The sequence below is a fragment of the Levilactobacillus huananensis genome (assembly GCF_003946145.1).
GTDB lineage: Bacteria > Bacillota > Bacilli > Lactobacillales > Lactobacillaceae > Levilactobacillus > Levilactobacillus huananensis.
Window position 1 is genome coordinate 160,719 of sequence record NZ_RHOC01000001.1, and the last position, 19,343, is coordinate 180,061.

23 protein-coding genes and 1 tRNA gene are annotated in these 19,343 nt (G+C 46.8%); 14 read left to right on the forward strand and 10 right to left on the reverse strand.

The genetic code is table 11. The features are described 5' to 3' along the window. Positions 1-3 precede the first annotated feature (3 nt). On the forward strand, positions 4-522 hold the full coding sequence (locus EKM71_RS00780; RefSeq protein ID WP_125572784.1) for an adenine phosphoribosyltransferase: 519 nt from the start codon (positions 4-6) through the stop codon (positions 520-522). Between the two features lie 284 nt (positions 523-806). Here EKM71_RS00780 and EKM71_RS00785 read toward each other — a convergent pair whose 3' ends face one another. From EKM71_RS00785 to EKM71_RS00810, 6 genes are all read right to left on the reverse strand, one after another. After that, positions 807-1,268, reverse strand: coding sequence for a hypothetical protein (locus tag EKM71_RS00785; RefSeq protein WP_164504688.1), 462 nt, complete (start codon positions 1,266-1,268; stop codon positions 807-809). Positions 1,269-1,650: 382 nt separating this feature from the next. Further along, a tRNA-Ser gene (locus EKM71_RS00790) sits at positions 1,651-1,739 on the reverse strand. A 56-nt stretch (positions 1,740-1,795) separates the two neighbouring features. Next, on the reverse strand, positions 1,796-2,194 hold the full coding sequence (locus EKM71_RS00795) for a TIR domain-containing protein (RefSeq protein ID WP_125572786.1): 399 nt from the start codon (positions 2,192-2,194) through the stop codon (positions 1,796-1,798). A gap of 234 nt (positions 2,195-2,428) precedes the next feature. After that, the gene (gene ndk / locus EKM71_RS00800; protein ID WP_125572787.1) at positions 2,429-2,902 is read right to left on the reverse strand and encodes a nucleoside-diphosphate kinase; all 474 of its coding nucleotides are present in this window, start codon (positions 2,900-2,902) and stop codon (positions 2,429-2,431) included. Between the two features lie 123 nt (positions 2,903-3,025). Beyond that, positions 3,026-3,211, reverse strand: a complete 186-nt coding sequence (locus EKM71_RS00805) for a PspC domain-containing protein (RefSeq protein ID WP_125572788.1) — start codon at positions 3,209-3,211, stop codon at positions 3,026-3,028. 18 nt (positions 3,212-3,229) lie between these two features. Then, positions 3,230-3,892 carry a histidine phosphatase family protein gene (locus tag EKM71_RS00810; protein WP_125572789.1) on the reverse strand — a complete coding sequence of 221 codons (663 nt, stop codon included), beginning with the start codon at positions 3,890-3,892 and terminating at the stop codon, positions 3,230-3,232. A 174-nt stretch (positions 3,893-4,066) separates the two neighbouring features. On the opposite strand from EKM71_RS00810, the gene EKM71_RS00815 reads away from it, so the two are divergent. Next, positions 4,067-4,948: a PPK2 family polyphosphate kinase gene (locus EKM71_RS00815; RefSeq protein ID WP_125572790.1), complete on the forward strand. Its 882-nt coding sequence runs from the start codon at positions 4,067-4,069 to the stop codon at positions 4,946-4,948. Positions 4,949-5,080: 132 nt separating this feature from the next. After that, positions 5,081-6,250, forward strand: a complete 1,170-nt coding sequence (locus tag EKM71_RS00820) for a hydroxymethylglutaryl-CoA synthase (protein ID WP_125572791.1) — start codon at positions 5,081-5,083, stop codon at positions 6,248-6,250. A gap of 42 nt (positions 6,251-6,292) precedes the next feature. Here EKM71_RS00820 and EKM71_RS00825 read toward each other — a convergent pair whose 3' ends face one another. Further along, positions 6,293-6,877: a hypothetical protein gene (locus tag EKM71_RS00825; RefSeq protein ID WP_125572792.1), complete on the reverse strand. Its 585-nt coding sequence runs from the start codon at positions 6,875-6,877 to the stop codon at positions 6,293-6,295. Between the two features lie 219 nt (positions 6,878-7,096). Between EKM71_RS00825 and EKM71_RS00830 the strand changes: the two genes are divergently transcribed. After that, positions 7,097-7,537 (forward strand): nucleoside 2-deoxyribosyltransferase, encoded by a 441-nt coding sequence (locus EKM71_RS00830; protein WP_125572793.1) that lies wholly within the window; start codon positions 7,097-7,099, stop codon positions 7,535-7,537. Between the two features lie 77 nt (positions 7,538-7,614). On the opposite strand, the gene lexA is transcribed toward EKM71_RS00830, so the two are convergent. Continuing rightward, complete coding sequence (gene lexA / locus EKM71_RS00835) at positions 7,615-8,244, reverse strand: transcriptional repressor LexA (RefSeq protein ID WP_057877560.1); 630 nt, start codon at positions 8,242-8,244, stop codon at positions 7,615-7,617. Between the two features lie 194 nt (positions 8,245-8,438). On the opposite strand from lexA, the gene EKM71_RS00840 reads away from it, so the two are divergent. The 4 genes from EKM71_RS00840 to EKM71_RS00855 all read left to right on the forward strand — a co-directional run bounded on the left by EKM71_RS00840 (position 8,439) and on the right by EKM71_RS00855 (position 12,695). Beyond that, positions 8,439-8,687, forward strand: coding sequence for a DUF896 domain-containing protein (locus EKM71_RS00840; RefSeq protein ID WP_125572794.1), 249 nt, complete (start codon positions 8,439-8,441; stop codon positions 8,685-8,687). Positions 8,688-8,786: 99 nt separating this feature from the next. After that, complete coding sequence (locus EKM71_RS00845; protein ID WP_125572795.1) at positions 8,787-9,014, forward strand: YneF family protein; 228 nt, start codon at positions 8,787-8,789, stop codon at positions 9,012-9,014. A 140-nt stretch (positions 9,015-9,154) separates the two neighbouring features. Beyond that, complete coding sequence (locus tag EKM71_RS00850; protein WP_125572796.1) at positions 9,155-10,915, forward strand: ABC transporter ATP-binding protein; 1,761 nt, start codon at positions 9,155-9,157, stop codon at positions 10,913-10,915. Next, a complete protein-coding gene (locus tag EKM71_RS00855) occupies positions 10,905-12,695 on the forward strand; it encodes an ABC transporter ATP-binding protein (protein ID WP_125572797.1) in 1,791 nt (596 codons plus the stop codon). Before EKM71_RS00850 ends, EKM71_RS00855 begins: the two co-directional genes overlap by 11 nt. 47 nt (positions 12,696-12,742) lie before the next feature. Here the strand turns inward: EKM71_RS00855 and EKM71_RS00860 are convergent, their stop codons facing one another. Further along, positions 12,743-13,381, reverse strand: coding sequence for a lysophospholipid acyltransferase family protein (locus EKM71_RS00860; protein WP_125572798.1), 639 nt, complete (start codon positions 13,379-13,381; stop codon positions 12,743-12,745). 102 nt (positions 13,382-13,483) lie between these two features. Here EKM71_RS00860 and EKM71_RS00865 point away from each other — a divergent pair, with 102 nt between their 5' ends. From EKM71_RS00865 to EKM71_RS00875, 3 genes are all read left to right on the forward strand, one after another. Beyond that, positions 13,484-14,239, forward strand: a complete 756-nt coding sequence (locus EKM71_RS00865; protein WP_125572799.1) for a tRNA1(Val) (adenine(37)-N6)-methyltransferase — start codon at positions 13,484-13,486, stop codon at positions 14,237-14,239. Continuing rightward, the gene (locus EKM71_RS00870) at positions 14,226-14,498 is read left to right on the forward strand and encodes a GIY-YIG nuclease family protein (RefSeq protein ID WP_125572800.1); all 273 of its coding nucleotides are present in this window, start codon (positions 14,226-14,228) and stop codon (positions 14,496-14,498) included. The genes EKM71_RS00865 and EKM71_RS00870 overlap by 14 nt, the downstream gene beginning before the upstream one ends. A 136-nt stretch (positions 14,499-14,634) precedes the next feature. After that, positions 14,635-15,630 carry a D-2-hydroxyacid dehydrogenase gene (locus tag EKM71_RS00875; RefSeq protein ID WP_125572801.1) on the forward strand — a complete coding sequence of 332 codons (996 nt, stop codon included), beginning with the start codon at positions 14,635-14,637 and terminating at the stop codon, positions 15,628-15,630. A 50-nt stretch (positions 15,631-15,680) separates the two neighbouring features. Here the strand turns inward: EKM71_RS00875 and EKM71_RS00880 are convergent, their stop codons facing one another. Beyond that, complete coding sequence (locus tag EKM71_RS00880; RefSeq protein ID WP_125572802.1) at positions 15,681-16,400, reverse strand: HAD family hydrolase; 720 nt, start codon at positions 16,398-16,400, stop codon at positions 15,681-15,683. A gap of 235 nt (positions 16,401-16,635) precedes the next feature. Between EKM71_RS00880 and rpsB the strand changes: the two genes are divergently transcribed. The 3 genes from rpsB to pyrH all read left to right on the forward strand — a co-directional run bounded on the left by rpsB (position 16,636) and on the right by pyrH (position 19,343). After that, positions 16,636-17,436, forward strand: coding sequence for a 30S ribosomal protein S2 (gene rpsB / locus EKM71_RS00885; protein ID WP_125572803.1), 801 nt, complete (start codon positions 16,636-16,638; stop codon positions 17,434-17,436). Between the two features lie 152 nt (positions 17,437-17,588). Further along, on the forward strand, positions 17,589-18,473 hold the full coding sequence (gene tsf / locus EKM71_RS00890; RefSeq protein WP_125572804.1) for a translation elongation factor Ts: 885 nt from the start codon (positions 17,589-17,591) through the stop codon (positions 18,471-18,473). Between the two features lie 147 nt (positions 18,474-18,620). Further along, a complete protein-coding gene (gene pyrH / locus EKM71_RS00895) occupies positions 18,621-19,343 on the forward strand; it encodes a UMP kinase (RefSeq protein ID WP_125572805.1) in 723 nt (240 codons plus the stop codon).

A 19,343-nucleotide genomic window follows, 5' to 3' on the forward strand; every position in this document is an offset into this window, starting at 1 on the left:
ATTATGGCAACTGATTTTACGAAATATATCGCAACGGTTCCCGACTACCCTGAAAAGGGTGTCATGTTTCGGGACATCTCCCCGCTGATGGCGGACGGTGAGGCCTTTCATGCGGCAACGGATGAGATCGTCGCATACGCTCAAAACAAGGGGGTTGAAATGGTCGTTGGTCCGGAAGCCCGTGGATTCATTGTAGGCTGTCCAGTTGCCTACCAAATGGGCATTGGCTTTGCGCCAGCTCGTAAGGAAGGTAAATTGCCACGGCCAACCGTTAAGGCGTCTTATGATCTGGAATATGGTACCTCAGCACTCTACCTGCACAAGGACGCCATCAAGCCAGGCCAAAAGGTCTTGGTAACTGATGACTTGCTGGCAACCGGTGGGACTATTGGGGCAACCATTCAATTGGTTGAAGACCTCGGTGGAATTGTTGTGGGGACAGCTTTCTTGATCGAGTTGGAAGACCTGCATGGTCGTGACAAGCTGAAGGGCTACGATGTCTTTAGCTTGATGACTTACTAATTTATTGATGATATAAATAGAGACACCTCCAGCTGATGGGCTGGGGGTGTCTTTTAATTGCACTGGTAGGCTATCTAATTTGTAAACTCGACGAATTGAAACGGATTATCACCTCTCAACTAATGGCGTCTAGCCATTGATTTTGAAAGTGGTCGTCAAATTTAGTGACAGCGGTAGTATAGATTATGTTAAGGATCCGACATCAAAAATGTTAGGAATTTTGAGAAGAAAATAAATTTTGCATCGTGCTAATTAGGTGAAATGGTAAATCTGTAGAAATAATTTTATGGATAAGGATAATTTGTCTTTTTCGACATCCGTCCACTAAATTTATATAGTCTTATATGTTTTAAGCTGATATTATCCATACGGACTAATGTCTTTGCAGAAGTTTTTTTATAGATAAAGTATGTTTGGCTTTTATCAACATATTTATCAAGGAATAGATTACCTGAAATTTTATAAGTTTTTGAGCCAACAAGCCTATATTTTAAATTTTTTGCACAATAAATATCCGTTTGGAATCCTTGCCATACATGATACTTGTTAGTTATATGTATATAGTCAAAAGCCCATACCTTAGGACATATTGTTCCAGCAGATACCTTATGTTTTTTAGTACGCCACCATCCGCGTAATTCTGTTGGTGTTCCGTGATGCCATGATTGCGCATGAGCACTGATAATGTCATTAGATGATGTGAGAAATGCTAAACTGAGCAATAAAAACTGGTATGCTTTTTTCATGACACGCTCTTCTTTCATTAGTCGTCTGTACTGATAATAGTCCAAAATAAGAGGAATATGTTGTGGGATGTGTTGAAATTTATCGTAATATGAAATTGAGATTGGGCAAAGTGGTGGTGTATGACAGACAACACCGCTCGTGCCAAGGATTGAAATAGAAATATTCAAATATGGATAAGTTGGTATTTTTTAGATATATTTAACGGATAATTACGCAAACGGTTCTTGTTAACGACGCCAAGGTCAATCAGTATGAAGTGTGTAAAATATGTGCAAAGTGATTTTATAAATTAGGATATTATTATCGAATCTCAAAAAAGGATCCTTCTAAACTTAATTAGAAGGATCCTTAATTTTAAAAATATTCTATTTGATACCAAAAAGGAGAGTACAGGAATTGAACCTGCGCGCCGGGTATTCGCCGGTTCGACGGATTTCGAGTCCGTTGCATTACCACTCTGCCAACTCTCCATGTGACTACTAATACATTTTACCAATAATGAATATAAATGCAAGCCAAGTTTGGATTAATTTCGTTGTTGGGTGAAAACAGAGCGGTCGAATGGGGGGATCCAGGTTGAAGGACCAGCGATTAGAGCTAATGGTGCAATGTTGGTACTGTCTAATTTGGTTGCGAGTACAGTCTTTCCCGCTTGGATGGCGGTCGCAATCTCCCAGTCTGTCCACTCGGATTGCCAGGTTTCACGACTGACGATGACCAGGAGGCGGTGAGCCCGTTTGATGTCCCGCTTGAGTTGGCGTTTAATCTTAGCGGCTCGGAATCCGGTAAACCGAATTGGTAGATGTTGTTCGTGAAAACTCACTGTCGGAAACTCCCAGTCCTGTTCTGACCAACATTCAAGCTGTTGGCGAAACGAATGGGCCAACGGATCGGCCGACTGACAACTGATAAAAAGTTCACTCATAAAGGGACGCTCCTTTCTGCATGGGGTTCATTCTAACGGATAGTTGCGACAACTGGGTAACAGCAAGATTGGCGTCTTATGAAATTAATATGACAGTTCTAATACAGAATCGTCGACTTAAGTTTACCTGACTACGGCAATGAACGACAGCCAATGGATTAAGTTAGTAATGGTACCAATTATTCGAACCGGAAAACAAAAAATCCCTCACACGGGGTGGGGGATTAAGCCAATTTAATTGGTTTGCTTCACTTTAATTGTGGGTGCCTTATGAGCAGCAACGGCTAATTCTGGGAACCAAATGGCGATCTCATGATGTGCGTTCTCACGACTGTCCGAGGTGTGGACGATGTTTCTGAGAATGCCATCTGGATATTCGTGGGCGAAGTCCCCACGAATGGTCCCAGGTTGAGCATCATTAGGACGGGTCTTGCCGGCCAGATTGTGGACGGATTTAACGACGTCAGTCCCGGTAACAATAATGGCTACCAAGGGACCTTCTTGCATATAGGTTTCAATTTCGTGGAAATAAGGTTTGCCAACTTGATCGCGGTAGTGTTGCTGAAGTTGGGCGCTGGTAGCTTTAACCACCTTTAAGGCGACGATTTCATACCGTTTACGTTCGAGTCGGGTGATAATTTCACCAACGTGACCTTCTTCAACGCCATCGGGTTTAACTAACAATAAAGTCTTTTCTGAATTTGCCATGGTAGTGCCTCCTTGAAGTTTTTGAAACAGTCAAGAAACAGTTGCTCACTCATTAACAAGTTACTAACTTAGATATTAGGCTAAACGGTTCCCACAGTCAACCTGCATGCCTTTAAGTAATGATTAGGCTGGGTCACCCATTACCATCCAGAGAATCAGGTAGACGATAATCCCGGGGAAGACCGGCATCAACGTCAAGACGATAAACAGAAGGCGGGCAACACCAACGTTCCAGTCGAATTGCTCGGCAAGTCCGCCAATGACACCGGCAAAGACTCGATTAGTTGCGGAACGATGAAACTTTTTCATGATAACAACCTCCTAAAATTAAGACTGAAAATCAATTTTATTGAAAAAGTCGACGTGAATGTCGTCATCGGTAATCTCCAACTTAGTGATGCTACCATTGATTGTGGCGATTCCCTCATCCAATTCTGGTGCATACCGGTCGACAATGGAACGAATGGTTACCCCATGGGAAATGACAACAACTTGATCGCCATCTTGGGAGTTGGCCCGAAGTTTATCGAACCCGCGGTCAAGACGTTCCCAGAACATGTCGTTACTTTCGGCATCGCCGTAAAGGTCCGCTTGGTGAATCAAGTCACGGGCTTTTTCCAAGCCATAGGTACCCAACACTTTGGATTCGGAATCCAAACCTACTTGAACCCCAACGAATTGCCACATTTGGTTCAGGTCATTACCTTCAAAATAACCGTGGCATTGTTCCCGGAATTCCGGATATTGGTAGGATACGAGGTTCTGGGAGTCGGGGATTTCACGCAAGGCGATTTTTGCCGTCTCAATGGCCCGACCCGAGTCACTACTGTAAGCGGCTGTCAGGGGAACGTTCTTAAGTTGTCGACCGGCACGCTGCGCGTCAGCCCGTCCCTTGGCCGTCAGAGGTGAGTCGATCCATCCCTGAACCTTGTTATAATGGTTCAGCATCGTTTGACCGTGTCGCACAAAGTAAGCCGTAATTTTTTTCATAATTTTAGACCCCTCCATCATTCAGGTAAGTGGTTACATCTTTAGTATAGCAAGCTTTGTGAAAGAACGCGAAGATTTTTGCATGGCAGGACTAACTCGTTAAATTTTTAAGGCTTTAGACCGTTATTGTGAGGCAAAACATGCTATGTTATTACCATACAGGAGATGATGTGGATGAGCATTGAAAGTAGTTACCGCTATACGGGTGATCTGGACTTAGACCTTGACGAATTGGCCACACGAGTGGAGAAGGGGCCCGATGCCACAGCGATTGAGAATCGACTGACGGCGAATGTCCTGGCGCTAGGGGACTTACAGACACGACTATATTCACAGAAAAAGTATGGCATTATTATTATTTTGCAGGGGATGGATACTGCTGGTAAGGATGGACTCATTCGACACGTTTTTAGCGGTCTTAATCCTTCCGGAACGAGTGTGGTGAGTTTTAAGCAACCGACGTCAATGCAGTTGGACCATGACTTTCTCTGGCGGATCAATCAGGAGCTGCCACCGAGAGGGGATATTCGGATCTTCAACCGTTCGCAATATGAAGATGTGTTGATTAGTCATGTTCATCCCGAGATGCTGACAAAACAGAATCTGCCTGGAATTAATGTCGCGGCGGATGCGGATGAGGCATTCTTTGATCGCCGGTACCAGGACCTCAAGCATTACGAAAAATATCTACGTCATCAGGGATTTGTCACCATTAAATTTTATTTGCATCTTTCCAAGGAAGAACAGACGCGACGTTTTGAAAAAAGAATTGAGGTGCCAAGCAAGAACTGGAAATTCTCGCCGAGTGACGTCAGTGAACGCGCCTATTGGGATGATTATCGCGTTGCCTACACGAAAATGCTTGAGAATACCGCAACGAAACGGTCGCCTTGGTACCTGATTCCGGCGGATGATAAGGGCATTGCACGGCTTATTGTATCTAACATCTTGATTCAACGCTTTCAAGCCCTACAACTTGAATATCCGACGGTTGACCCGAATGTGAAACGCCAATTGAAATCGACTCTCGAACAATTGAAAAGTGGAAAATTGTAATAGGCAAAAAGCCAAATTTGGCCTTTCTTAAGCTTTTAAATAAATGGTAAATGTAGTATGCAATGAGCCAATCTGGTTGCGAATGTGGTATGATGACTCGCAGAATGTTTCATAAATAGGAGGAATCTAGACATGACCGTAACCGTCGGAATTGATAAAATAGGGTTCTTTACCCCCAACCTTTATTTAGATATGCGTGACTTAGCACTCGCAAGAAACACCGATCCAAATAAGTACTTAATTGGGATCGGCCAATCGAAACAGGCAGTGATTCCACCAACCCAAGATGTTGTGACGATGGCAGCCAACGCGGCTGCACAATTTTTAACCCCAGAGTTAAAGGCAGAGATTGGGATGGTGTTGTTTGGGACGGAATCTGGTATTGATAATTCCAAGTCCACGGCGATTTACTTGGCGCATCTCCTGGGGCTGCCAGCTGAGACCCGTGCCGTTGAATTGAAACAGGCTTGTTACGGGGCAACCGCTGGCCTCCAATTAGCGGCAGACTTTGTGCGGGTACGGCCAACGGCTAAGGTCTTGGTCATCGGAGCAGATATTGCGCGTTACGGGTTGCGGACTGCCGGTGAAGTGACCCAGGGTGGTGGCGCAATTGCCATGATAGTGAGTGCCGACCCACAGATTCTGGCGCTGGATACGGTCACAAGCTACCATAACGAAGATGTCATGGATTTCTGGCGGCCAACGTACCGGACCGAAGCATTGGTTGATGGCAAGTATTCTACCAATGTTTACTTAGATTTTTTTCAGCGGGTTTGGCGTGGTTATCAAGACCAAACGGATCTGTCGATTGCCGACTTCTCAGCCTTTGTCTTCCACTTACCTTTCACCAAGATGGGTCGTAAAGGACTTCGCCAGATTCTACCGTCGGCGACCGAGGCCCATCAGGCAGAACTCACCGCAGCCTTTGAGGCTAGCCAGGAGGATAATCGCAATGTGGGAAATCTGTATACGGGGGCACTTTACCTCAGCCTACTGTCTTTGCTGCGGCACCACAATCTGACACCCGGGGAGCGCATAGGTCTCTTCAGCTATGGATCCGGTGCTGAGGGCGAGTTCTTTAGTGGAACTGTGCAGACAAGCTATCGTCAAGGGTTTGATTCGCCGGCTATTGACCGGCTATTGGACCAGCGTCAGCGGGTCACGGTTGCCGAGTACGAAGAAATTTTCATGCGACGGCTGAGCAGTGACGGCAGTGATGCCCGACTTGCTGTGGGCAATGATCCAGCTGAGTACTTATTAATCGGCCGCCAGGGCGAACAGCGTCGTTATCAAAAACAATAAAAAGGAGCCGTGAAACAATAAAGTTTCACGGCTTCCTGTCGTTTATTCAAACTTGTTATGGATCACGTACCCATCCTTATAAACCAAGACCGGTTTTTGATCTTTGAGCCCAATCTCAAAGGTATAGCCAGTTCCCAACGCCTTCTTAAGCGAGGCACTGGTTTTACTGAAACTGTTTACGAAGCGTGGCCACTTGGCTTGCTTGGCTTGTTCAGGATGCTTGGTCAATCCTTGAATCGTCGATTGTAGGTCCTTGTTAGTCACGGTCAGGGTGTAAGTCTTGGTCTTGGCATCAAAGCTCATCGTGCCAATCTTTTGCAATGACTTTCCCAGCTGCTTGTTGACGCTTTTCTCATTGTCAGCCCGGGTTGCCTGTTGTGATTGTGAGCTGAAGGCTTGACCGGAGTTTGAACTGATCTTCTTAGTTGACTCGGTCGTGGGATTGTCTGCGGCGCGCTGGTGGGACCAGTAAGGCAGCTTCCAAACGGACCAACCGGTCAGGAGCAAGGCAATGATGAGTAGGGCACTTGCACCCACCTTGGAACTTCTTTGGTGAAACGCAGTAATTAATGAAAATAAGGCAATCAGTGACATTAGGCCACCGAGAATGGCAAATCCGAGGAACATAATGGTGCCTCCTTGAAGAGTTTATAGGTTCAGTATAGCATGAATCATTTCAATGCCGAAAGACTCAGGCTAAAACCAGATAAACTCGAATAATGTTCGGCATTTGGTCTCGAAAAAGGCTTATTAGTAAATTATAACCGAATACTAATTAAAAATCAGTCGCTAAGTGGTCGGTTTTCCGGTATAATAACGATATTCTAGAGAAAAGAGGAGATTAGTGTGACCAACGTTTATTTAGCAGGCCCCTTCTTCGATGACGAACAGATCGCTCGGATTGAACGGGTAGAAGCAGCTTTAGAGCAAAATCCGCAGGTTGATAGTGTCTTTAGCCCCCGGAAGGATGAAATTCCCGGCTTAACCATGGGAACTCCCGAATGGGCCACACAGACCTTCCAAATGGACGTGTCGCAGATTGATCACGCCGATGTTGTGGTAGCCATTTCTGACTTTGTCGACGATCAAGTGGATTCCGGCACGGCCTTTGAAATTGGCTACGCGTTCCACAGTAAGAAACCTGTCGTTTTATTCCACGAAAAGGACACTGTTTTAAATTTGATGTTAGCCGAGAGCCTACACGCTTACCTCAAAACGGCCAAGGATTTGGCTGAATATGACTTCAATTCATTACCAGAAAGTCATTATCATGGTAAAGTCTTCTAAATAAAAAATTCAAGGTGTGATTGCCCGAAAGAAAAGGCGTGTGCCAAATGGCACACGCCTTTTGCTGTGTTTAAGGATTAGTGAACGTCGTCACGGAAGAGGCCAACGACTTTACCGAGAATGCTGACATGGTTTAAAATAATCGGTGCCATGGTATCATTTTCGGGTTGTAACCGGAAATGGTCGGCTTCCTTGAAGAATCGCTTGCAGGTCGCTTCATTTTCTTCGGTCATTGCGATTACAATATCGCCATTGTCTGCGGATTGTTGCCGCCGGACGATAACTTGGTCACCATTGAGAATCCCGATATTAATCATACTTTCCCCGCGGATGGTCAACATGAAGAGCTGATCGTCGTCACGTTCGAATTCAGGTGGAACCGGGAAGTAATCCGTGGCTTCCTGAACGGCCAGAATAGGTTCCCCGGCTGTCACCGTTCCCAGAACAGGGATTCGCGTTTGTTTCTCGTGAACACCAAGCTCCTCTAATCCGGCAGGCGTGACTTCCAAAGCCCGTGGCTTGGTAGGGTCCTTAGTTAGGAGCCCCTTTTTTTCTAGGCGGGCGATGTGACCATGTACCGTCGAGGTAGAGGAGAGGGCAACAGCCTCGCCAATTTCACGGACGGTTGGCGGATACCCTTTTTCGTTTACCCGTTCCCAAATGAAGCGTAGAACGGCAAGTTGTTTGCTTTCTGATGCTTTCGTCATGTAATGCCACCTCGTTCGTCATTCGTAGTATAGTTTAGTGATAGTGTAGCATAGGTAGACTGGCTTTTCAAACAGATGTTCGGGTAGATTAGTTGAATTCTAAAATTAAGCCTGATAAGATAGGGATTAGTTTTAAAAACGGGGCAGCAATGCCAACATGTTTCACCGATTCTATTGAATAAGGAGGGTTGTTCATGGCAGAGGAAACAATGGACACCTTATTGGTCCGGATTAACGAACTCGCGCACAAGGCAAAGGATACGGGACTCAACGATGCGGAGAAGGCCGAGCGAGCCGAACTGCGTCAACGTTACCTGAAGTTATTCCGCGCTAGCTTTAAGAGCCAAGTGGAAATGCTCCAGGTTTACGATAAGGATGGCAAAGAAGTCACACCTGAAAAGGTCCGCAATATCCAACGTAAAAAGGGTTTGCGTGACAATTAATCGAGAGAGCGGGTCATTTTCAGCGATTCGCTCTTTTATTTTGCGTTAAGGTTGTGTAGAATTGTTTATTGAATGACGTCAAGAAGGAGGGGAATCAGCTTGGCAACCTGGATCTGGATTTTAATCGTAATTATCGTCGGAATCGCCGGTGCTGTTGGGGGCTTCTATGCTGCCCGCAAGTACATGGAAAACTATCTGAAAGATAATCCACCAATTAACGAAGACCAATTACGCGCAATGATGTTGCAGATGGGGCAGAAACCATCACAACGCAAGTTACATCAAATGATGAATGCGATGAAACAACAATCAACGCCTAAAAAGTAAATTTGGTTAATCGATGGCTCGCTCCCGGTTTATCCGGGGCGAGCTTTTTGATTGCAATAAAAATTATTTCCGCTAGAATTATAAGGTTTGTTATAATTTAATCATGTTTTAATCGTATTCTAATCTTAGGAGGGACGTTCGTGAGTATATTTCGGAAATTAGCGTTGTACTTTCGTCAAGAATGGCGAGTGTATCTCACGGGAATCGTGGGGCTCATATTGACTGCGATTATTGCCATAATTCCTCCACGGATCATTGGGAACATGGTGGATGGTATCCACGGTCAAACCATGACGGGAAAGGTCTTGGCAATTGATCTCGCTTTAATCACAATAGCAGCTCTGGCTCAGTATGGAACCCGTTATCTTTGGCGGAATGCCATCTGGGGTGGCGCGGCTAACTTGGAACAACTGCTCAGAAATCGGTTGTTTAATCACTTTATGCGAATGGATCGCGTGTTTTATCAGCGCTACCGGACCGGGGATTTGATGGCACACGCCACCAATGATTTGGAAGCTATCCAACGAGTAGCCGGTGGGGGGATCCTTGAGTTTGCAGATGCCATCATCACGGGGGGCACAACTTTGATTGCCATGATGACACTGATCGACTGGCGGTTAACGTTACTAGCAATCATTCCCTTTCCATTTTTAGCACTGATCTCGTGGTATTTGGGCCATAAGATTCATCGGGCCTTTGGCGCCTCTCAGGAGGCCTTCTCACGGCTGAATAACAAAGCCCAGGAAAGTATTAGCGGTATCAAGGTTATTAAGGCTCTGGGGCAAGAGGACGCCGATGTGGCAGACTTCAACACTCAAGTCGACCAGACCATTAAGATTAACCGGCGTGTGAACCGGTTAGATTCATTATTTGATCCCATGATTACCTTGGTAATTTCGGTTTCTTATATCGCAACGATTGTGTTGGGGGGGCTCTTCGTGGTCAACCACAGCATTACTATTGGAAACCTGGTGTCATTTATCAGCTACCTGGCCATGATGGTCTGGCCCATGTTTGCTGTGGGGATGCTCTTTAACACCATGGAACGTGGTAACGCCAGTTACGATCGGGTCATGGAATTGTTGGAACAAAAGACCCACATCATTGACCGACAGGATGGTATCACGACACATCCCACGGGAACACTGAGTTATCATGTCAACCGGTTCGATTATCCTGATGACGCCGGTGCCAGCCTCCAACGAGTTGATTTCGATCTGCCAGCTGGTCATACCTTAGGAATTGTCGGTCGGGTCGGGGCTGGAAAGTCCACGATTATGAAACTAATTCTCCGAGAATTCGACAATTATGAAGGAACGATCAGTTTTGGTGGACACGATATTAAGGACTATGCCCTCGACAGCTACTTGCCGGCCATCGGTTACGTCCCGCAAGAGAGTTTCCTATTCTCATCTAATATCTTTGAAAATATTCGGTTTGCTAATCCGAACGCAACCCAGGCCGAAGTTGAGGCTGCGGCTGCCAAGAGTGACCTAGCGGGACAAATTGCGCAGTTACCGGCGGGCTACGATACCGAAGTTGGTGAGGAAGGGATTTCGTTGTCCGGTGGGCAACGTCAACGGCTGGCAATTGCCAGAGCCCTGCTCATTAATCCGGAGTTGTTAATTCTGGATGATGCCTTATCTGCGGTAGATGCTGAGACGGAGACTGAAATTTTAACGAACCTTAAGGCTGAACGGGCCAACAAAACCACCATCATTTCGGCTCATCGGTTGAGTTCGGTGATGAATGCTGATGAGATTCTGGTACTTAACGACGGTCACGTGGTTGAACGCGGCAACCATGCCGAGCTAATGGCCAATGATGGTTGGTATCACCGCATGTTTATTGAACAGCAGCTAGAGACGCAAGTGAGAGGAGGGAACGGCCATGGCAGATAAGCCACAGCAATCGGCATGGGCACACAGCATGACCACCAAGGAACAGTGGACGGTCGTTAAGCGGCTACTTAAGTTTGCTGCCCCTTACAAGTGGTTTTTCATTGGTTCCGTTATTCTGTCAGCACTGATCAGTGCTGTGAACGTCTTTCTCCCCTGGATTCTTCAAACCTACATGGATAAGTATCTTCGGACGAATAACGCCACTATTGTTATCATGTGGACCTTTGCTGGCATTTACTTTTTGGGCATGTTAACACGTGCCATCATGCAATTCTGGCAGAACTATACCAGTACCATGGGGGCCGAGTACATGCTTGAAAACGTTCGGCGTAAACTCTTCAGTGAGTTACACCAAAAGGGGATGCGCTACTTCGATCAGACGCCAGGCGGGTCGATCCTGTCACGGTTGATGAATGATACCATGACGTTTGCGAACTTCTGGGCGTTATTGAATACCTTAGTGCTAGCCTTCTTCGCGGTCGTGTCGTCCTTTGCGGCGATGTATGCGACTGATGTTAAAGTCGCTCTCTGGACGCTGGTGTTGGTACCATTTCTGGTCCTCACCATCTGGTACTATCAACGGTTCAGTTCACGGGTTTACCGGCGAATGCGAGAACGGTTAAGTGAACTCAACACGAAGCTGGCCGAGGCCATTACTGGCATCACCGTGATTCAGGAGTTCCGGCAAGAGAAGCGGACGGCTAAAAATTTTGAGAAGACCAATGCGGCGTATTACGAGACACGTAAAGATATGATTCGAACGAACTCATTACTGTTGAGCCCCATCATCAACTTACTCTATGCATTAGGTACGGTCATTGTTTTGGGGATCTTCGGGATGCGGGGCCTTCATGAGGTCGTCGCAGCCGGGGTGATTTATGCGTTCATTACCTACTTGAACAACTTCTACAGCCCGATGAGTAACATGATGGATAGTCTCAGTGACTTCCAAAATGGCATGGTCGCGGGATCGCGGGTCTTGCGTGTTGTGGATGACCAGACATTGGCGCCACAGCAACGGCCTGTTGCTGATGCCAAGATTACGCGGGGTAAGGTTGAATTTCGTCACGTGACATTTGCTTACGACCAGGAACATCCCGTTTTAAAGGACGTCTCTTTCGTGGCAGAGCCGGGACAGACCGTGGCCTTAGTTGGACAAACGGGATCCGGGAAGACCTCAACGATTAACGTGCTCATGCGGTTTTACGAATTTCAATCTGGCCAAGTGCTCATTGATGATCGCGATATTCGAGAATATCCGGCTCAGGAGTTGCGGCAGAAGATGGGACTCGTCCTCCAGGAACCCCAGCTCTTCTATGGTGATATCCAGACCAATATTCGGATGTTTAATCCAGATATTTCAGATGCTCAAGTCGAACGAGCGGCTCACTTTGTTCAGGCCGATGATTTCATTGAACAGTTGCCTCAAGGTTATGCGACGCCGGTCTTAGAACGAGGAACTGAGTACTCTGCTGGGCAACGACAATTGATTACCTTTGCCAGAACGGTGGTCACTGATCCTAAGATCTTGATTTTGGATGAAGCGACGGCTAACGTGGATACTGAAACGGAAAGTATGATTCAAACCGGTTTGTCACGGATTCAAGAAAACCGAACAACAATTGCGATTGCGCACCGGTTGTCGACGATTCAAAACGCCGATCTTATCCTGGTTCTTCATCAGGGAAAAATTGTGGAGCGCGGAACCAATGATGAACTGATGCAACAACATGGGTATTACTACGATATGATTCAACTCCAAAATACCGCTAAGGATTAAGCTGGCGGCGAAAAAAGTCTCGGACAACTTGTCCGAGACTTTTTAGACTATTTCTTTTCGGCATGTTCCGCGGTAACATCAACATAGTGGAAATCAGGATCGATCTGTTGATCCAAGGCGTCAAAGGCCGCTTGCATCTGTTGTTCAATGGTTGCTTGGCCGTCTTCGTCGAGCTTAAGGTGGCGGTCGATAGTGATGGGATCACCGAAGGCTACGGTGACGCGTTTACGAGAAAATAGGCGTTTGAAGGTCAATGGGCCTTGATAGACAGCTGGCACCAGCGGTACCTTGGCCATCTTCGCGATCAATGCGGCGCCACCCTTTAATTCGGAAGAATGTCGTGATCCGGAAGGAAACATGATCAGGGATAGATCACCACGACGGAGTATACGCACCGGCGTCTTGATGGCGGAAGGTCCGGGATTGTCTCGATTCACCGGAAAACCATTGACATGGTGGAGTAACCATCGGAAAATGGAATTCTGGAAGAGTTCTTCCTTAGCCATGAAGCTAAATTTCCGTGGACTTGCTGCTAAAGCAAAGTAAACGGGGTCGAACCAAGTTCGGTGCGGGCCAACCAGAATGTATGGGCCGTCAGGCAGACGGTCCCGATTCAAGTAGGTTGCCTTACCATTAACAATAAATAAAATTATGCGGATAACCACGCGTAGGAACGAATAGAACATGGGTCGCACTCCTCTCTCGTTGTTACTAATGAATCTAGTATGCAAAAAAAGTCACGGGGTTGCAAGCGATCTTAATAAAAAACAAAGGGTGACAAACGGAAGATGACAGCTACAAACTTAAAACCGGGAGAACGCATTGACCAACTCTACAGCCAAGATATCCAAGTTATTCAGAGCCCGGACGTCTTTGCCTTCTCACTAGATGCCGTGTTACTAGCGGATTTTGCCAAACCATTAGCCAAGGCCAGTAGCCAAACGGTGGACCTCTGTGCTGGCAACGGAGCGGTCGGCCTTTTCATGAGTCACAAGACGCGCGGTAAAATTGCCGAGGTCGAGATTCAACCGCGATTGGCAGACATGGCACGTCGCAGTGTGACACTCAACCAGCTCGACGATCGGGTCACAGTCTATGAGGCGGATTTGGCCAATGTTACGGACCGGATTCCTAAGGATTCAGTGGATGTCGTTACGTGTAATCCGCCATACTTTGCCGATTTACCAGACAGTCAGAAGAATCCTAACGAATACTTGGCGATTGCCCGGCATGAGATTACCACTAATCTGGCAACTGTTGTCGCCACCACCAGTGGTCTGCTGAAGATGGGGGGCAAGGCCTACTTCGTTCATCGGCCGGATCGGTTGCTTCAATTGTTAGACCTGATGGCTACTAATCGCTTGGCTCCTAAGCGAATTCGATTGGTCCACCCGAAGCCAGGTAAAGAGGCAAACATGGTCTTGGTCGAAGCAATTAAGGATGGTAAGCCCGGCGGAATTCGCTTCCTGTCCCCCCTGATGGTGTACGATCAAGCCGGAAAATATACGGCAGAAGTGCAGGCGTTGCTCTATGGCCAGTCATAAAATCTACTATTTTTACGTGCTATTATGTGAAGATCGGTCTCTCTACGGGGGCTTTACCACGGATGTGGGGGAACGGTTTGCTACGCACCGTGCCGGCAAGGGGGCTAAATACACCCGGTTACACCGGCCAATTAAGGTGCTATTCAGTCAGGCTTTCGATAATAAGCACGATGCTCTCCATGCCGAGTGGGCCTTTAAACATCAGTCACGACAAAAGAAGTTAGCCTTTCTAGCCGAGCAAGGTGTCACGATTGACTAAAGTTTGGGCACGCATTGTCGAGGCCCAGGCAAGTGGTTAACTCAACTAAGCAATTTGACCAATAAATGACTTACTCTATGGTACACTCTAAGCACATCAGCAGACTATTTTAAAATTTGTGAAGGAGGAACTGACCGTGAAAATTATTGCTTATGGCATTCGAGAAGATGAACGGCCTTACTTAGAAGAATGGGCGCAGGACCAAGGAATTGAGGTCCGTGTCGTTCGAGAGTTATTGGATGAACAAACGGCTGATCTCGCTAAGGGCTATGATGGGGCAGTTGTTTACCAGCAGAAGCCTTACTCTGGGGCAATTTTAGATCGATTAGCCGCTAATGGCGTGACAAACCTCTCGTTACGTAACGTTGGGGTGGACAACGTGGATGCGGATGCTGTGAAACGCCATGGGTTCAAGGTGACAAACGTTCCAGCTTATTCACCAGCGGCTATCGCGGAATTTACTGTGACGCGGCTTATGCAATTACTGCGTCGGACGCCAACCTTTGATCGGAAGCAGGCCCTGGGTGACCTGCGTTGGGCACCGGATATTGCAGATGAACTCAATACGATGACGGTGGGAATCGTGGCGACTGGCCGAATTGGCCGAGCTGCCATGAAGATCTATCAGGGATTTGGCGCCAAGGTCATTGCTTATGACGTTTACCACAATCCCGAATTGGAGAAACAGGGAATCTATGTCGATACGCTCGATGACCTTTATGCTCAAGCCGATGTGATCTCGTTACACGCTCCTGCCACTAAGGACAATGAGAAGATGTTAAACGATGCGGCTTTTGCCAAGATGAAGCCCGGTGTTTGGATTCTAAATCCTGCTCGAGGAGCATTGATCGATACGGACGCTCTGATCAGGGCCTTAGACAGTGGTCAGGTCGCCGGTGCAGCACTGGATGTTTATGAAGACGAGGTAGGGATCTTTAACACCGACTTCGGGAGCTTTGCGGCAATTCCAGATGAACGACTCAAAAACCTGATGGAACGTGACAACGTCTTGGTTAGCCCACACATTGCGTTCTATACGCGGACAGCCGTGAAAAATATGGTGCAATACGCTTTGACTAACAACCGAGATCTGATTGCCACCGGTCATGCCGAAAATGAAGTGCAATTCTAAACTTTAAGACAAATAAAAAGCGTCGCCAATCGGCGACGCTTTTTTGAGACCTAAGCCTCTGAAATTGTGGTGAGTGCAAGAAGTAAATCCTGAAGTTCAAAGGGATCGGTGACCGTTTGGTCGGGGATCCACTGACCATCAGGTTCCTCTAAGTCACGGTGGTTAAACCAAAAGGATTGCCAGCCGGCTTGTTTAGCTGCTCTGACGTCCATGCTGTAGCAGTCGCCAACATAAGCGACTTCACTAGCCCGTAGATTTAATCGACGGTTCATTAGGGTGAAAATTTGGGGATCCGGTTTGGCCAAGCCGGCTTCTTCCGAAGTCACGATGGCCTCTCTGTCAATCCAACGATGCATTTGGAGTTGCATCACCTTTGCCAATTGAAATTGGGTGTTACCATTTGTCAGGATTCCCAGCTGATATTGTTGGCTGAGACTATCGAGGGCCGTTGATAGGCCGGGGAAAAGTTTAATGTCAGCCAAACCAGTGCGATAGGCTTCTTCGAAGCGCAATGCGTTTTGAGCATCGACGGTGGGCAAATGCTGGGCCAGCAAGGCGGTATTCAATCGCTTGACGGCCATCTCTTGTTCAGACCAGTGTCCATTAACCACATGGGCGTACGCCTGGCGACTTTGCTGGCGATACGCTTGAAACGTTGTATTCAGATCAACCTCTGGTGCCAATCCTAGAATTGGCGCGAGAGCGGCCTCAAAGGGCGCCTTTTGATCATAGAGCGTGTCATCGACATCGAAGACGACCGCTTTAATCATGTTCGTTTCCTCCTCAGTAGTGCCTAAGCAGTGTAACATACCCAGGAATAAATGCCAATTTTTTCAAAAAGACTGTCGAATTAACTTGTGTTCAGTTCAGTTGTTTTGTATAATGATTGTCGGTGCTTATGCGCCAATTCACACCTCGCGTGATGGTCGAAGGGGTGCTCGTAAGAGTTCTTCGACTGTGAGAGCGTGGGGGAGGAAATCAAAAACTATTTGGAGGCATTTTATCATGGCTGTTATTTCAATGAAACAACTGCTCGAAGCCGGTGTCCACTTTGGTCACCAAACCCGTCGTTGGAACCCTAAGATGAAGCAATACATCTTTACGGAACGTAACGGTATCTACATCATCGACTTACAAAAGACGGTGAAGTTAATTGACGTTGCTTACAACTACATGAAGGACGAAGCTGCTAAGGGCGCCGTTGTTCTGTTTGTTGGGACTAAGAAGCAAGCTCAAGACTCTATCGAAGAAGAAGCTACCCGTGCCGGTCAATACTACGTTAACCACCGTTGGTTAGGTGGGACTTTGACCAACTGGGAAACCATCCAAACTCGGATCAAGCGTCTTAAAGATTTGAAGAAGATGGCTACTGACGGTACTTTTGACGTTCTTCCTAAGAAGGAAGTTTCCTTACTTAAGAAGTCACAAGACAAGTTGGAACGTTTCTTAGGCGGTATCGAAGACATGCCTAAGCTCCCTGACGTTATGTTCATCGTTGACCCTCGCAAGGAACAAATCGCTGTTCACGAAGCACAAAAGTTGAACATTCCGATCGTTGCTATGGTTGATACGAACACTGACCCAGACGAAATTGACGTGGTTATCCCATCTAACGATGACGCTATCCGTGCCGTTCGTCTGATCACTTCTAAGATGGCTGATGCCATTGTTGAAGGTCGTCAAGGTGAAGACCAAGTTGACGAAAAGACTTTCGAAGGTAAGAAATCAGCTGACAAGAAGAGCACAAAATCTTCTGACAACTCGATGGAAGACATCGTTAACGCCGTTGAAGGCGACAACAAGTAATTTAATGCAAGGTGGCGGGCAACCGCTACTTTCCAAATACTAGATTTAAAGCACCTTAGGCTGGCTTAATGTTTAGGACCGTTCATGGCCTGAGATTGAGTCAGTCTTTTTTGCGACTATATGCCTAACATTGATAAAGGAGGCCATTAAACATGGCAAGCAAAATCACTGCAGCACAAGTTAAAGAATTACGTGACAAAACCCAAGTTGGGATGATGGATGCTAAGAAGGCTCTTGTTGCTTCTGAGGGTGACATGGACAAGGCGATCGATTTCCTGCGTGAAAAAGGGATTGCTAAAGCTAAGAAGAAGAGCGGTAACGTTGCTGCTAACGGTTTAGCTCGTGTGATGGTTAGCGGTAACACTGCGGCGATCATTGAAGTTAACTCTGAAACTGACTTCGTTGCCACTAACGACACGTTCAATGCTTTGGTTGACAAAGTTGCCAACACGATTGCTACAAAGAAGCCTGCTGACATGGATGCAGCCTTAGCCTTAACTGCCGACGATGGCGAAACGTTAAACGAAGCCATTATCAAGACGACACAAGTAACGAGCGAAAACGTTAAGTTACGTCGTTTCGCGGTTGTTAATAAGACGGATAGTCAAGTATTCGGTGCTTACTTACACCAAGGTGGCCAAATCGCTGCTGTCGTTGTTTTAGACGGTGCCGATGAAGCAACCGCTAAGGACGTGGCTATGCATGTTGCAGCCATTAACCCAGAATTCGTTTCCAAGGATGATATTCCTGCCGACCGTTTGGCTCACGAACGTGAAGTCTTGAAGCAAGAAGCCTTGAACGAAGGTAAGCCTGAAAAGATCGTTGAAAAGATGGTCGAAGGCCGTCTTCACAAGTTCTTGTCAGAAATCAGTTTAGCTGACCAACCATTCGTTAAGGATGGTGATCAAACTGTTGGCCAATTCGTTGCCAGCAAGGGTGGCAAGTTGGTAAGCTTCGTCCGTTACGAAGTTGGTGAAGGAATCGAAAAGCCTAAGTCTGACTTGGCTCAAGAAGTCCAAGACCAAATCAACGGTTAATTTTGACCGAAAAGCGTAGTTTCCGTTCGGGAACTGCGCTTTTTTATTAAGTTAGTGCGGCAAAACGGTTAAATCGCTGACCCGTGACTATCACTAGTGGCGGGAATATGATAGAATTATTGTCAGAATACAATAGGAGGAAACACAATGGCGGACGTAAAGTATAAACGGATTATGCTGAAGCTCAGTGGTGAGGCTTTAGCCGGTGACAAGGGCTTTGGTATTAATCCGCCGGTAATTAAAACCGTAGCAGAAGAGGTTAAGAGTGTCTATGAGTTGGGCATTCAGATCGCTATTGTGGTAGGTGGCGGTAACATGTGGCGTGGTGTCTCCGGAGAACAAATGGGGATGGAACGGGCCCAAGCCGATTATATTGGGATGTTAGCGACCATCATGAACGCTTTAGCGCTCCAGGATAATTTAGAGTCAATTGGGGTGCCAACCCGAGTTCAAACTTCTATTGAGATGCGGCAGATTGCTGAACCGTACATTCGGCGTAAGGCAATTCGGCATCTCGAAAAGGAACGTGTCGTGATCTTTGCTGGGGGGACGGGTTCACCGTACTTTTCAACTGACACGACGGCCGCATTGCGGGCAGCAGAAATTAATGCCGACGCAATCCTCATGGCTAAGAATGGGGTCGATGGTATTTACTCCGCCGATCCTAAGAAAGACCCAGATGCTGTTAAGTTTGACCAATTAACGCAATTGGACATCATTAACAAGGGCCTGCACGTGATGGATACAACGGCCAGTTCGCTTTCAATGGATAATGATATTCCGTTCGTCGTCTTCAATCTCAATGAGAGTGGTAACATTCGCAAGGTGGTTGAGGGAGAGAACATCGGAACTACAGTAAGGGGTAAATAG

Bases quoted from the DNA above. Each gene is read 5' to 3' on its own strand.
- EKM71_RS00780 (WP_125572784.1), top strand. From the start codon at position 4: ATGGCAACTGATTTTACGAAATATATCGCAACGGTTCCCGACTACCCT.
- EKM71_RS00785 (WP_164504688.1), bottom strand. From the start codon at position 1,268: ATGAAAAAAGCATACCAGTTTTTATTGCTCAGTTTAGCATTTCTCACA.
- EKM71_RS00795 (WP_125572786.1), bottom strand. From the start codon at position 2,194: ATGAGTGAACTTTTTATCAGTTGTCAGTCGGCCGATCCGTTGGCCCAT.
- ndk (WP_125572787.1), bottom strand. From the start codon at position 2,902: ATGGCAAATTCAGAAAAGACTTTATTGTTAGTTAAACCCGATGGCGTT.
- EKM71_RS00805 (WP_125572788.1), bottom strand. From the start codon at position 3,211: ATGAAAAAGTTTCATCGTTCCGCAACTAATCGAGTCTTTGCCGGTGTC.
- EKM71_RS00810 (WP_125572789.1), bottom strand. From the start codon at position 3,892: ATGAAAAAAATTACGGCTTACTTTGTGCGACACGGTCAAACGATGCTG.
- EKM71_RS00815 (WP_125572790.1), top strand. From the start codon at position 4,067: ATGAGCATTGAAAGTAGTTACCGCTATACGGGTGATCTGGACTTAGAC.
- EKM71_RS00820 (WP_125572791.1), top strand. From the start codon at position 5,081: ATGACCGTAACCGTCGGAATTGATAAAATAGGGTTCTTTACCCCCAAC.
- EKM71_RS00825 (WP_125572792.1), bottom strand. From the start codon at position 6,877: ATGTTCCTCGGATTTGCCATTCTCGGTGGCCTAATGTCACTGATTGCC.
- lexA (WP_057877560.1), bottom strand. From the start codon at position 8,244: ATGACGAAAGCATCAGAAAGCAAACAACTTGCCGTTCTACGCTTCATT.
- EKM71_RS00840 (WP_125572794.1), top strand. From the start codon at position 8,439: ATGGCAGAGGAAACAATGGACACCTTATTGGTCCGGATTAACGAACTC.
- EKM71_RS00855 (WP_125572797.1), top strand. From the start codon at position 10,905: ATGGCAGATAAGCCACAGCAATCGGCATGGGCACACAGCATGACCACC.
- EKM71_RS00860 (WP_125572798.1), bottom strand. From the start codon at position 13,381: ATGTTCTATTCGTTCCTACGCGTGGTTATCCGCATAATTTTATTTATT.
- EKM71_RS00865 (WP_125572799.1), top strand. From the start codon at position 13,484: ATGACAGCTACAAACTTAAAACCGGGAGAACGCATTGACCAACTCTAC.
- EKM71_RS00870 (WP_125572800.1), top strand. From the start codon at position 14,226: ATGGCCAGTCATAAAATCTACTATTTTTACGTGCTATTATGTGAAGAT.
- EKM71_RS00880 (WP_125572802.1), bottom strand. From the start codon at position 16,400: ATGATTAAAGCGGTCGTCTTCGATGTCGATGACACGCTCTATGATCAA.
- rpsB (WP_125572803.1), top strand. From the start codon at position 16,636: ATGGCTGTTATTTCAATGAAACAACTGCTCGAAGCCGGTGTCCACTTT.
- tsf (WP_125572804.1), top strand. From the start codon at position 17,589: ATGGCAAGCAAAATCACTGCAGCACAAGTTAAAGAATTACGTGACAAA.
- pyrH (WP_125572805.1), top strand. From the start codon at position 18,621: ATGGCGGACGTAAAGTATAAACGGATTATGCTGAAGCTCAGTGGTGAG.